Annotated in this window: 15 protein-coding genes; 7 read left to right on the forward strand and 8 right to left on the reverse strand. The window is 63.6% G+C overall.

Annotation, left to right across the window (positions count from 1 at the left end; genetic code table 11):
* From rsgA to ybaK, 3 genes are all read right to left on the reverse strand, one after another.
* Positions 1–838 (reverse strand): ribosome small subunit-dependent GTPase A (rsgA, locus tag A2J03_RS02040; RefSeq protein WP_068369048.1); only part of this gene is annotated, 838 nt, incomplete at its 3' end.
* A 98-nt stretch (positions 839–936) separates the two neighbouring features.
* Positions 937–2,256 carry a 3-phosphoshikimate 1-carboxyvinyltransferase gene (gene aroA, locus A2J03_RS02045; RefSeq protein WP_068369050.1) on the reverse strand — a complete coding sequence of 440 codons (1,320 nt, stop codon included), beginning with the start codon at positions 2,254–2,256 and terminating at the stop codon, positions 937–939.
* Between the two features lie 6 nt (positions 2,257–2,262).
* A complete protein-coding gene (ybaK, locus tag A2J03_RS02050; protein ID WP_068369075.1) occupies positions 2,263–2,757 on the reverse strand; it encodes a Cys-tRNA(Pro) deacylase in 495 nt (164 codons plus the stop codon).
* A 110-nt stretch (positions 2,758–2,867) separates the two neighbouring features.
* On the opposite strand from ybaK, the gene A2J03_RS02055 reads away from it, so the two are divergent.
* Positions 2,868–3,647, forward strand: a complete 780-nt coding sequence (locus A2J03_RS02055) for a sigma-70 family RNA polymerase sigma factor (RefSeq protein WP_442971313.1) — start codon at positions 2,868–2,870, stop codon at positions 3,645–3,647.
* 29 nt (positions 3,648–3,676) lie between these two features.
* Positions 3,677–3,949: a mycothiol system anti-sigma-R factor gene (gene rsrA, locus A2J03_RS02060; protein ID WP_068369078.1), complete on the forward strand. Its 273-nt coding sequence runs from the start codon at positions 3,677–3,679 to the stop codon at positions 3,947–3,949.
* 70 nt (positions 3,950–4,019) lie between these two features.
* Here the strand turns inward: rsrA and A2J03_RS31985 are convergent, their stop codons facing one another.
* Positions 4,020–4,094: a 50S ribosomal protein bL37 gene (locus A2J03_RS31985; RefSeq protein ID WP_099052202.1), complete on the reverse strand. Its 75-nt coding sequence runs from the start codon at positions 4,092–4,094 to the stop codon at positions 4,020–4,022.
* Positions 4,095–4,203: 109 nt separating this feature from the next.
* Here A2J03_RS31985 and A2J03_RS02065 point away from each other — a divergent pair, with 109 nt between their 5' ends.
* Positions 4,204–4,419 (forward strand): biotin/lipoyl-binding carrier protein, encoded by a 216-nt coding sequence (locus A2J03_RS02065; protein WP_068369052.1) that lies wholly within the window; start codon positions 4,204–4,206, stop codon positions 4,417–4,419.
* A gap of 12 nt (positions 4,420–4,431) precedes the next feature.
* Complete coding sequence (locus A2J03_RS02070; protein ID WP_068369054.1) at positions 4,432–5,952, forward strand: sensor histidine kinase; 1,521 nt, start codon at positions 4,432–4,434, stop codon at positions 5,950–5,952.
* Between the two features lie 105 nt (positions 5,953–6,057).
* On the opposite strand, the gene A2J03_RS29640 is transcribed toward A2J03_RS02070, so the two are convergent.
* Both A2J03_RS29640 and A2J03_RS02080 read right to left on the reverse strand, forming a co-directional pair.
* Complete coding sequence (locus A2J03_RS29640; RefSeq protein ID WP_026347946.1) at positions 6,058–6,312, reverse strand: WhiB family transcriptional regulator; 255 nt, start codon at positions 6,310–6,312, stop codon at positions 6,058–6,060.
* A gap of 307 nt (positions 6,313–6,619) precedes the next feature.
* On the reverse strand, positions 6,620–7,576 hold the full coding sequence (locus tag A2J03_RS02080; protein WP_068369060.1) for a diacylglycerol/lipid kinase family protein: 957 nt from the start codon (positions 7,574–7,576) through the stop codon (positions 6,620–6,622).
* A gap of 78 nt (positions 7,577–7,654) precedes the next feature.
* On the opposite strand from A2J03_RS02080, the gene A2J03_RS02085 reads away from it, so the two are divergent.
* Positions 7,655–8,077, forward strand: coding sequence for a hypothetical protein (locus A2J03_RS02085; protein ID WP_068369063.1), 423 nt, complete (start codon positions 7,655–7,657; stop codon positions 8,075–8,077).
* Between the two features lie 3 nt (positions 8,078–8,080).
* On the opposite strand, the gene A2J03_RS02090 is transcribed toward A2J03_RS02085, so the two are convergent.
* Positions 8,081–8,566 (reverse strand): GNAT family N-acetyltransferase, encoded by a 486-nt coding sequence (locus tag A2J03_RS02090; protein ID WP_068369066.1) that lies wholly within the window; start codon positions 8,564–8,566, stop codon positions 8,081–8,083.
* A complete protein-coding gene (locus A2J03_RS02095) occupies positions 8,563–9,216 on the reverse strand; it encodes an acid phosphatase (RefSeq protein ID WP_197480576.1) in 654 nt (217 codons plus the stop codon). The genes A2J03_RS02090 and A2J03_RS02095 overlap by 4 nt, the downstream gene beginning before the upstream one ends.
* A gap of 175 nt (positions 9,217–9,391) precedes the next feature.
* Here A2J03_RS02095 and A2J03_RS02100 point away from each other — a divergent pair, with 175 nt between their 5' ends.
* Together A2J03_RS02100 and A2J03_RS02105 are read left to right on the forward strand one after the other, a co-directional pair.
* Entirely contained in the window at positions 9,392–10,873 is a 1,482-nt protein-coding gene (locus tag A2J03_RS02100; RefSeq protein ID WP_068369069.1) for a DHA2 family efflux MFS transporter permease subunit, read from the forward strand.
* Positions 10,874–10,940: 67 nt separating this feature from the next.
* Entirely contained in the window at positions 10,941–11,741 is an 801-nt protein-coding gene (locus A2J03_RS02105; protein WP_068369072.1) for a ParA family protein, read from the forward strand.
* Positions 11,742–11,820 lie beyond the last annotated feature (79 nt).

The following is an 11,820-nucleotide window of genomic DNA, read 5'->3' on the forward strand; positions in this document are numbered from 1 at the left end:
CAGCAACGCGCCGAGCCGCGTCGCCCGTGAGTTGGTCGAGCGCGCATTCGGGATCGGCCGGGGGACCGAGGTGAGTGCATCCTCGCGAACAGTTCTCGATGGCGTCGGCAAGGTCGGAGAAGGCCGCCACGACGTCCTCAGGTGATATGTGAGCAAGCCCGAACGAGCGAATTCCTGGGGTGTCGACCACCCAACCCCCGCCGGGCAGTGGTAGAGCCACCGATTGCGTGGAGGTGTGCCGTCCCTTGCCGACGCCGGACACTACGCCCGTGGCGCGGTGCGCGTCAGGCACCAATCGGTTGACGAGAGTGGACTTTCCGACGCCGGAGTGACCGATCAGCGCGGTCACGGTGTTGTTCAGTGTCGCAGTCAATTCGGTCAGATCCTCGCTCTGTCCGGCAAGGACCACCGGGACGTCCAGGTCGGCGAATGCCGCGGCGAATTCGGACGGATCCTTGAGATCGCTCTTGGTGAGGCACAGGATCGGCTTCAGTCCGCCGACGAATGCGGCGACCAACGCGCGCTCGACGAAACCGGTCCTGGGCGGGGGATCAGCCAGGGCCGCGACGATGAGAAGTTGCTCGGCGTTGGCAACGACCACTCGCTCGTACGGATCGGTGTCGTCGGCGGTGCGGCGCAATACCGTACGGCGTTCGGACACGCGGACGATTCTTGCGAGGGTGTCCACTTTGCCGGAGAGATCGCCGACGATGTCGACGTCATCGCCGACGACGATGGGGGTGCGGCCGAGTTCACGGGCTCGCATGGTGACGACCGGACGCGCGGGGTCACCACCGAGCACACAGCCCCAGCGTCCACGGTCGACCGACACCACCATGCCGGACTCGGCATCGGCATGATCTGGCCGCGTCTTGGTCCGGGGTCGCGAACTCTTGCCCGGACGGATCCGGACATCCGACTCGTCGTAGCGGCGAGTCAGGACGACGACCCTTCATGGGCCGGCGAACCTGCGAGCATGTCGGCCCACAGGAGTTCGAATCCGGGCAGGGTCTTCGAGGTCGTACCGATGTCGTCGACGTGAACCCCTGGAACCGCGAGTCCGACAATTGCACCGGCAGTAGCCATTCGGTGATCCGCGTAGGCCTGCCATACGCCCCCGTGCAACTCGACCGGAGTGATGTCGAGTCCGTCGTCGGTCTCGACGGCGTTCCCCCCGAGTCTGCCGATCTCGGTCACCAGGGCTGCTAGTCGGTCGGTCTCGTGACCGCGTAGGTGCGCGATTCCGCGCAAGTGCGACGGACCGTCGGCCAGCGCGGCAAGTGCTGCGACGGTGGGGGTGAGTTCGCCGACGTCGTGCAGATCGATATCGAGACCGCGCAGGGTCTTCGGTCCTCGGACGACGAGTGTGCCCGCGTCGAGCTCTACTGCAGCGCCCATCGACTCCAAGATGTGGCGGATCGCGTCTCCGGGCTGTGTCGTCGACGACGGCCAGTTCGGCACCCGAACCTCACCACCGGTGACGGCGGCAGCGGCCAGGAACGGCGTTGCATTGGACAGATCGGGTTCGATCACCCAATCGACGGCGTCGACCGGACCTGGATGTACTCGCCAGGTGTCGGCTTCGCCGCTGTCTGCTGGAGTATCGACGACGACGCCTGCGTGACGCAGCATGTCGACGGTCATCTCGATGTGCGGCATGGAAGGAACGGGCTTGCCGACGTGGTGAATCGTGATGCCCTCGTCGAACCGTGCGGCCGAGAGCATCAGACCGGACACGAACTGGGACGAGCCCGATGCGTCGATGTCGACGGTCCCGCCGCGCAGGCTTCCAGTGCCCGTCACCGTGAACGGGAGCGCATCTCCGTCCACGTCGGCGCCGAGGGCACGCAAGGCGCCCAGGATGGTGTCCAGGGGGCGCGTTCGGGCCTGTTCGTCGCCGTCGAAGGACACTGTTCCGGTGGCGAGGGCCGCGAGTGGAGGCAGAAATCGCATCACGGTGCCGGCCAGGCCGCAGTCGACGGTCCCGCCTCGAACCGCGCCGGGGTGCACGGTCAGCGATGTCGGGTCGGTCGAATCGATGTCGATGTCGATTCCGATTTCGCGTAGTGCCGAGATCATCAAGTCGGTGTCGCGGCTTCGGAGCGTTCCGGTCACGGTCGATCGAGCGGACGCCAGAGCCGAGATGATCAGGGCCCGGTTCGTGATGGACTTGGATCCAGGCAGGGTGACCGTCGCGTGGACGGGGAACGACGACGTCGGTGCGGGCCAGGTACTCACAGCACTATCCTTGCGCATCGGCGATCAGCGTGTCGCGACGGGAGCTGTCACAGCGTGGGCGAGTCGAACCAGATCACGGGGATCGAGTTCGATTTCCAGGCCACGCCGTCCGCCGCTGCACAGCACGCGGTCCCACTGCAATGCCGATACGTCGACCACGGTGGCGAGTGATCGCTTCTGCCCGAGCGGCGAAATTCCACCGAAGACGTACCCGGTCGTTCGCTCGGCCTCGATCCGGTCGGCCATGACGATCTTCCTGGTGCCGAGCGCGGACGCGGCCTTCTTGAGTGACAAGGTCGCGGTGACGGGCAGGACTGCAATTGCAAGTGAGTTGTCGGCGCACCTGATGACGAGTGTCTTCAATATTTGCTCGGGTACGACGCCGAGGCGGTCGGTGAGCACGTCCGCGGCTTCGGTACCGAACGACTCGGACCGTGGATCGTGATCGTAGGAGTGCACACGGTGGCCCACTTTCTGCCCGAGCAACAGAGCGAGTGCAGGTGTCGATGCTCCGGACATGAGGCCACAGTAGCGAGCGTGATGCCGCACACCACTTCGAGCCAGGGAACACCGAGCGCGAGTGTGGTGTTCGAAACAGGTACATGAAATGTGGAAGGAAGGGATCGGCTGTGGCAGTCGCGACGACCGAGCGGACGACGATCGAACGGGTGCGCCCTGTCGAGTCGAGCGCGATCTACGTGAAAGACATCTCTGTGCCCGCGGTAACCTGGTCGAACAGGGCTACCGAAGGGATCAGTGTGGAGGAAGTCGAGCGCCCAGCTCAGGTGGCGGCCGAGTCGGCAGCGGAATCGGCCGCGGATCTGACCGAGCGTTTCGAGCGCGACGCGCTCCCGATGCTCGACCAGCTCTACGGCGCCGCATTGCGGATGACCCGAAACCCGGCAGACGCCGAGGATCTGGTCCAGGAAACGTACATCAAGGCGTATTCCGCGTTCCGATCGTTCCGCGAGGGTACGAACCTGAAGGCGTGGCTCTACCGCATTCTGACGAACACCTACATCAACTCGTATCGGAAGAAGCAGCGCCAACCAGCGCAGTACCCGACCGAGGAGATCACCGACTGGCAGCTCGCTGCTACGGCCGAACACACCTCGACCGGTCTGCGGTCCGCCGAGGTCGAAGCACTCGACGCGCTGCCGGACGACGACATCAAGGCAGCGTTGCAGTCGTTGCCGGAAGAATTCCGCATGGCCGTGTACTACGCCGATGTCGAGGGCTTTCCGTACAAGGAGATCGCCGAGATCATGGGCACACCGATCGGAACCGTGATGTCACGGCTGCACCGCGGGCGCAAGCAGTTGAGGGGCCTGCTGTCGGATGTGGCGCGTGAACGTGGTTTCAATCGCAACGGTGCGGTGGATGCGCACGAGCAGGAGGTCTCGCAGTGACATCGGATGCGAACGAAGAAGCGGACGCGATGAATCAGCAGTTCGAATGGCTCGACTGCTCGGCGGTCATCGCCGACGTCTGGCTGATGTTGGACAACGAGTGCGACGAAGGAAGCCGAGCTCGGCTACAGCGCCACATCGACGAGTGCGGTTCCTGCTTCGCCGCCTACGGCATCGAGGAGAAGGTCAAGAGTCTCATCAGCCGCAAGTGCGGAGGCGATCAGGCACCTGCAGGGTTGCGCGAGCGGCTCAGTATCGAGATCAGGCGCACGGTTTTCATCAAGCAGACCGAGACCGACTGAGTCGTACGAGAACATCAGAAAGGCCGGGAAGCAGTGCTTCCCGGCCTTCGCTGTGTCTCGCGGCGATTCGTCAGCTGTTCGGACGTTTGCCGTGATTTGCCTTGTTGTTCTTGCGACTGCGCTTCTTGCGCCCACGCTTACCCATGATGAGCTCCTCTCTACTTGTTCACTACAGTCTTTCACGTGTGACCGGCTGTGCCCTCACGGGTGTCGAAACCAGCTGCGAAACAGCGAAGTGAACGAGAGGAATTGTCATGGCCGAGGACGTACGCGCGGAGATGGTATCGACCGTGTTCCAGATCGTGGTCACCGAAGGAGACACCGTCGCGGTAGGGGACACCCTTGTCGTCCTGGAGTCCATGAAGATGGAGATCCCGGTCCTGGCAGAGACTGCAGGCACCGTCAGCAAGATCGATGTGAACGTGGGCGACGTGATCCAGCAGGGCGATCTTATCGCCGTCGTGTCCTAGTCGTCGGCTGTCGTGTCGACACTCAGTGACCTTCTCGCCGAACACACCGACCTGTCCGGCGAAGCAGTCGACCATCTGCAGCGTGTGGTCGGCGAGTGGCAACTGTTGGCCGACCTGTCGTTCGCCGACCTTCTGCTGTGGGTAGGAACCGACGACGTCGAGGGCAGCCCGGACGCAAAGGTTCTGTGTGTCGCACAGTGCAGACCGACGACGGCGCCGACGGTGTTCACCCAGGACATGGTCGGTGCGGTCGTGTCCGAGGCGCAGCATCCGAACGTCATCGATTCGCTGATCACGCGCCAGATCGTCGGCGGCGACGGTGCCGACACGGAGAGCGTTCCGGTTCGGTGCGGAGAGCACGTCATCGGGGTTCTCACCCGTGACGCCAACCCGACTCGCCAGCGGCCGCCGAGCGCGCTCGAGATCGCCTATCGTGATTGCGCCGACGACCTGTCCAGGATGATCAGCGAGGGCACGTTTCCGACGCCCGACGAACGAACCGATATCAATTCTTCGCCTCGCGCAGGCGACGGATTCATCCGTCTCGACACCGAGGGCAGGGTTGTCTACGCCAGCCCGAACGCTCTGTCTGCCTATCACCGAATGGGATTGGCCACCGAACTGTCCGGGCGCGATCTGGCCTCGGTCACGCGGTCGCTCATCACCGATCCGTTCGATTCCCAGGAGATCGCCGACCATATTCGTGCCTCGCTGTCCGGCAGTGAAGGACACCGCATGGAGGCCGATGCTCGGGGCGCAACCGTGCTGATTCGAACGCTGTCACTCCGACCGGCCGGGCGGTCGGTGGGCGCGATCGTGCTCGTTCGCGACGTCACGGAGGTCAAACGTCGTGATCGGGCCTTGCTGAGCAAGGATGCCACCATTCGGGAGATTCATCATCGAGTGAAGAACAACCTGCAGACGGTTGCAGCGCTCCTGCGACTGCAGTCGAGGCGGTTGGAGAACGCCGAGGCTCGTGTCGCGCTCTCGGAGTCGGTGCGTCGAGTGACTTCCATCGCACTCGTTCACGAGATGCTGTCGATGTCGGTCGACGAGGAAGTCGATCTCGACGAGATCGTGGATCGTCTGGTCCCGATCATGCTCGATATCGCCACGGTCAATCCGCGCGTGCGAGTGGTACGCGAGGGCAGGCTCGGCGTTTTCTCTGCAGAGCGCGCGACTCCGCTGGTCATGGTGTTGACCGAACTGGTGCAGAACGCCATGGAGCACGGCTTCGACGCGGGGTCCGCGGGGGTCGTGCGGATCTCCGCCGATCGATCGGCGCGGTGGTTGGACGTCGTCATCCACGACGACGGTCGCGGCCTGCCTCCCGGATTCTCACTGGAGAAGGCGGAGGGGCTGGGGCTGCAAATCGTGCGAACGCTCGTCTCCGTCGAACTGAGCGGATCGCTCGGACTGCATCCGGCAGCAGGGGGCGGTACGGATGCATCGCTTCGGGTTCCACTCGGCCGCAAGGGCGCACCGTCTGTGACTCATTCCGTCGTCGCGCCGTCTTCGCACCGAAAAGGGTAGGGACAGCAAAGAACCCGGCCCCTGAAGAGAGCCGGGTTCTGTTGCTTTGTTGGGCTTCGCGTCCGAACCCTGAAGGGGTTCGATTCACGCGGTCGCCGGATGTGGCTAGACGGAGCTCCGTGCTCGCGTGCGTGCATTGCGACGCTTGAGCGCGCGGCGCTCGTCTTCGCTCATTCCACCCCACACGCCGGCATCTTGGCCGGACTCGAGTGCCCACGACAGGCACTCAGCGGTTACAGGGCACCGCGTGCAGACGACCTTGGCATCGGCGATCTGCGCAAGCGCCGGGCCGCTGTTCCCTACTGGGAAGAATAGCTCCGGGTCTTCGTCGCGACAGATCGCTTTGTGGCGCCAGTCCATCCTCTGCTCCTTACCGGGCGCCATAGGCGCCGTTTCGTTTTCTGTACTTACATTTGTCAGCTGATGTTCACTCGTGCGTATCCAATGTTTCCGCACTGTTGCTTGTGAATGCTTTCACGAACTTAGGGGAAGTCAAGAGATAGCCGTGTGTCCGTGGTCAAGCTCACTCTGTTAGGCTGGCTTAACCGTCCTGCGCTCCTTTGTACCCGTTCGGTCGGGATCGCGCAGAGGTTTTTCCAGCAAACACGCGGTGAGCGGGCATACGGCGCCCATTTTGTCCCGTTCGTGTCAGTCCGCGGCCAGGGGTTCAGTCCGGTTGCGGAGCGATGACTTCCAGCGCGGACGGAGTGGCGAAGAAGTCCGCCTCGGTTCGTAGTCCGAGGTAGTCCCCGTCCATCTGAAGTCCGATCGGTTCGCTGGCGGTGATCCGAATGTGTGGGACATCGTCCACCCGAAAGAGCTTGCGAGACTTCGGTTCCGAGCCGTGTGACAGTAGCTGACGCGATACGTTCAGACTCGGAAGCACTCGGGTGGTGGTCATGGCGAACAGTCCGAGTCCGGTATCGAACGAGGTTCCTGGATTGGTATGAACCGGGCGTTCGTTGAGGTAGGTCCACGGACTCGAGTTGGAAACAAAGGCGTAATGAATGCCCGTTACCGGATCGTGATCGGGAATTTCGACAGTCAGTTTCGGATCGTGGCGTTTGTTTCTGAAGAACGCCTTCACGGCCGCACGCACATAGCGCGTCGCAGACACCGGACCCCCGTCCTTCCGGCCTGCGTCGATCGCCTGGCACACTTCCGCATCGAGACCGAGGCCGGCGTTGAACGTGAACCAGCGGTTGTCGCAGTGGCCGAGGCCGATCGTTCTTCTCGACCGCGCGGCGAGCAGATCGATCAATTGGTTGGTGGCCGCTACCGGGTCGGCGTGGATGCCGAGTGATCGGGCGAACACGTTCGCACTGCCGCCGGGTACCACCGCCAGGGCAGGGATCGCGCCGATCGTGACCGCACGCATCGATGTCGGCAGTGGCACGCCTAGAAGGCCGTTGATCACCTCGTTGACGGTGCCGTCACCGCCGTGGACGATCACCAGCCCGACGCCGTCCTCGCGGGCCTGCTGCGCCAACTCGGCTGCGTGATCTCGATGAGTCGTATGTGCGACCGTGACCCGCACCCGACTGGACAGAGCGTGCGCCAACAGGTCCCGAGCAGCTGGGGTCGTCGACGTCGCATTCGGGTTGACGATCAGGAGCGCGCGCACGGAATACGAGCCTAGTGGGTCGATTCGCGGGCTCCTGTCCTGACCTGCCCTGCGGAACCGGTGTTCTAGGCTGACCGAGTGTCGACGCCACTTCTGCCCAAGGTGCCACCTCCGGCGTTCAGGGCCGCCGGTGTACTCGTGGCGCTCGAAGGTGCCGTTGCGCTGGCCGCATCCGTCGTCCTCCTGACACGCGCGGTCAATGGCGTCGAGGACGAAGTGGCCAACGGCTATGGAACTGCGGGGTGGTTTGCTGTCGTGGGTGCCGTCGTCGGTGCAGCCGGCGTCGCTCTGATACTCGGCAAGCGCTGGGGGAGGGCGATCGCGCTCGTCGTGCAGTTGCTGCTGCTGCCGGTCGTGTGGTCCTTGCTCACCGATTCGCACCAGCCTCTGTACGGAATACTCCTCGGAACGTGCGTGGTCGCAATTCTCGTCCTGCTCTTCAGCCCGCCGTCGTCGAGATGGATGGCCGCCGAATACGCTCACGTCGACGAGGACTTGTAAGTCCTAGTCGGCAGGGGTGGTGCGGGCAGCCAACGCGGCAAGAGCGTCACCGGTCATCCGGAACGTCGTCCATTCGTCCTGAGCCACAGCTCCGAGCGACTCGTAGAAGCCGATGGACGGCGCGTTCCAGTCGAGAACCCACCAACTCAGCCGGGTATACCCGTTTCTGGTGCACTCCGCGGCCAATGCGGCCAGGAGCTCGGTGCCGAGTCCGGAGCCGCGAAACGCCGGCTGGACGAAGAGATCTTCGAGGTAGATTCCGTTGACTCCGTCCCAGGTGGAGAAGTTCAGGAACCACAATGCGACGCCGACGACGGTTTCGTCGACTTCGGCGACGTGCGCGAACACGGAAGGATTCGTCCCGAACAGAGCCGCGTGCACCTGTTCGGGGCGCACGGAGCACTGGTCGAGCGACTTCTCGTAGTCGGCGAGCTCGTAGATCAGTCCGGTGATCGCCGATACGTCGTCCGCCGTTGCGCGCCTGATCATCGGGCAGGCTCCCGGTCGCGTCCGGTACGCACCGATGGGTGGATGTTGTGGACCACGAGCTGTCGGTACGAGTGTTCGAAGCCGAGTACCGAGTACGCAGCGGGGGACATCGCGAACCGCTTGCCCTCCGAGACCGGTAGTTCCAACCACCGTGTCAGCAGGGCTCGCGAGAAGTGGCCGTGGCCGACGAGAACGACGTCTCGCTCCCTCAACGCCGGGAGGACGACGGACAGGACGAGGTCGGCTCGCGCGCTGATCTGGTCGATCGACTCGCCACCTGGACATGGGTGCGTCCACACTGTCCAGTTCGGCACAGTCTGCTGTATCTCGGGAGACGTCAGACCCTCGTAGTCGCCGTAGTCCCACTCGACCAGGGCATCCCATTCCCGCTCGACGGTAAGGCCCGCCAGTCGAGCTGTTCGAAGCGCACGCGATCGGGGGCTGCTGATGACGAGAGGCGTCCGAAGATCCAACTCGCCGACGAGCAGACCCGCCGCTGCTGCCTGATGTTCGCCGACGGTTGTCAGCGGCACATCCGTAGTGCCGGTGTGCCGTCCGGTGGTGGCCCATTCGGTCTGTCCGTGACGCAGGAGCACGACACGTCCAGGAGCGCCGGGCGTTTCGGCGGGTCGCGGGGGAGTTGTCTTCATGGTCGCAATGATGCCGTGCCCAATAATCGAAGCCGTGTCGGGTGTCACAGGCACCAGGAAAGATACCTCACAAAATGGATTGAGCCGCGCGGCCGCGAAGGGAATACTGTGTCGGGTCGTCCGGCCGCCCGGTGTTGCAGTAGTCCTGCTCGCCACAACACGAAGGACTCTTCACATGACGCACGCAGGAACGTCCGGACCGGCTCCGGGCACCCCGGACAAGCTCGATTCAACCGTTCTGAAGGTCGCCGGCGTGGTTGTTCTCGGTGCAATCATGTCCATCCTCGATGTCACCGTCGTCAGCGTTGCATTGCCGACGTTCATGGAGGTATTCGACGCGACCTACGCGACGGCTGCATGGACCATGACGGGGTACACGCTGGCGCTCGCGACCGTGATTCCGTTGACCGGATGGGCGGCGGACCGATTCGGAACCAAGCGCCTGTACATCACCGCCCTCATCCTGTTCGTGCTCGGCTCGGTGCTGTGTAGTTTTGCGTGGGACATCACCACGTTGATCGCGTTCCGCGTCGTGCAGGGCCTCGGTGGCGGCATGCTCATGCCGCTCGGAATGACGATCATGACTCGTGCCGCGGGGCCGGAACGGATCGGGCGAGTAATGGCGGTCCTCGGTGTGCCGATGCTGCTCGGGCCGATCAGCGGGCCGATCCTCGGCGGATGGCTGCTCGAGGCCGCAAGTTGGCACTGGATCTTCCTCATCAACGTCCCGATCGGCGCCGTCGCACTGGTCGCCGCGATCGTGATATTCCCGAAGGACAACCCGACTCCGTCGGAAGCGTTCGACTTCCGGGGCATGCTCATGCTGTCGCCGGGCCTGGCATTGTTCCTGTTCGGCGTCTCCTCGATACCCGAAACCGAAACGGTGCTGGCAACGCGGGTTCTCGCGCCGGCGATCATCGGATCGGTACTGGTGGTGCTGTTCGTCTTCCACGCGCTTCGAACCGAGCATCCGCTGATCGACCTACGTCTGTTCGCCAATCGCGCGCTGACCGTGGCAGTTCTCACGACCGTGCTGTTCACGGTGGCGTTCATGGGTGCAGGGCTGCTGTTCCCCAGCTACTTCCTCCAGATTCGTGGCGAGACGACTCTTGCAGCCGGCTTGCTGCTCGCACCGCAGGGACTGGGCGCAATGTTGACGATGCCGATCGCGGGCATGCTTGCGGACCGGATGGGGCCGGGCAAGATCGTTCTCGGCGGAATGGTGCTCATCACCGCAGGAATGGCTGTATTCACTCAGGTCGGTGCCGATACGTCGTACGTCGTCCTTCTGGGTGCGTTGTTCGTGATGGGCATGGGCCTCGGTTCGACGATGATGCCGATCATGACGGCGGCGCTGCAGACACTGACCGATCACAACGTCGCCCGCGGGTCGACGCTCATGAACATCGTCCAGCAGACTGCGGGTTCGATCGGTACTGCCGTGATGTCCGTTGTCCTGACCAATCAGTTGAAGAATGCCGCGAACGCGACCTCGCCCACCGATGCACTCGACATCTCGGCGAGCGCTTTCGGAACGACGTTCATGGTCGCGCTCGTTCTCATCGTGCTCACCTTCGTCCCCGCGTTCTTCCTGCCACGAAAGAAGATCACGCCGGTCGAGGGCACAGACGCGTCCAAGCCGGTGCTGCTTCACTGACTCTCTCGACGCGCCCACAACCACCTCTGTCTGGCTCCACGCGTCCGAGTAGGCAAGGATCAAGGGTGTGACGACAGTACTGGCGGTTGCCAACCAGAAGGGCGGCGTCGCGAAGACCACCACGGTGGCATCTCTTGCGGCGGCGCTGCACGCGCACGATCAACGAGTTCTCGTGGTGGATCTCGATCCTCAGGGGTGTCTCACCTTCTCGCTCGGACACAATCCCGACAAACTGCAGTCCTCGGTGCACGAGGTGCTCACCGGTGACGCAGCAATCGCCGATGTGTTGGTCGAAACCGACGAGGGAATTGTCTTGCTGCCCGCGACGATCGATCTGGCGGGTGCCGAGGCGTTGCTGCTCATGCGTGCAGGCCGGGAATACGCGCTGAAGCGCGCTCTTGCTTCGGTTCTCGATGATTTCGACGTAGTGATCATCGACTGTCCGCCGTCACTCGGCGTTCTGACTTTGAACGGTTTGACCGCTGCGCACTCGGTGCTGGTACCTCTTCAGTGCGAGACTCTCGCGCACCGGGGAGTCGGACAACTCCTGCGCACCGTCTCCGAGGTACAGCAGATCACCAATCCGGAACTGACCTTGCTGGGTGCACTACCCACGCTGTTCGACGCGCGCACGACGCACAGCCGTGACGTCCTCAGCGATGTCTCGGATCGCTACGCGCTCCCGGTGCTGGCGCCGCCGATCCCACGCACTGTCCGGTTCGCCGAGGCGTCCGCGTCGGGTGTGACCGTACTGTCGGGCCGAAAGAGCAAGGGCGCGCAAGCATATCGAGAGCTGGCGATCAATCTTCTCGACTACTGGCAGAACGGTTCGGCGCTGCAGACGTATTCACCCGACGCCGGCAGCTGATCCGTTCGTCGAGTTCGCCCATCAGGCCAGCGCGACGATCTCGCGGCCGCGCTGTTCGACGACGACGTCGCCGACCACC

Source organism: Rhodococcus sp. EPR-157, from assembly GCF_001647195.1.
Lineage (GTDB): Bacteria > Actinomycetota > Actinomycetes > Mycobacteriales > Mycobacteriaceae > Rhodococcoides.

Excerpts from the sequence above, each read along its gene's own strand:
- aroA (WP_068369050.1), bottom strand. The coding sequence starts at position 2,256 with ATGCGCAAGGATAGTGCTGTGAGTACCTGGCCCGCACCGACGTCGTCG.
- ybaK (WP_068369075.1), bottom strand. The coding sequence starts at position 2,757 with ATGTCCGGAGCATCGACACCTGCACTCGCTCTGTTGCTCGGGCAGAAA.
- rsrA (WP_068369078.1), top strand. The coding sequence starts at position 3,677 with ATGAATCAGCAGTTCGAATGGCTCGACTGCTCGGCGGTCATCGCCGAC.
- A2J03_RS02065 (WP_068369052.1), top strand. The coding sequence starts at position 4,204 with ATGGCCGAGGACGTACGCGCGGAGATGGTATCGACCGTGTTCCAGATC.
- A2J03_RS29640 (WP_026347946.1), bottom strand. The coding sequence starts at position 6,312 with ATGGACTGGCGCCACAAAGCGATCTGTCGCGACGAAGACCCGGAGCTA.
- A2J03_RS02090 (WP_068369066.1), bottom strand. The coding sequence starts at position 8,566 with ATGATCAGGCGCGCAACGGCGGACGACGTATCGGCGATCACCGGACTG.
- A2J03_RS02095 (WP_197480576.1), bottom strand. The coding sequence starts at position 9,216 with ATGAAGACAACTCCCCCGCGACCCGCCGAAACGCCCGGCGCTCCTGGA.
- A2J03_RS02100 (WP_068369069.1), top strand. The coding sequence starts at position 9,392 with ATGACGCACGCAGGAACGTCCGGACCGGCTCCGGGCACCCCGGACAAG.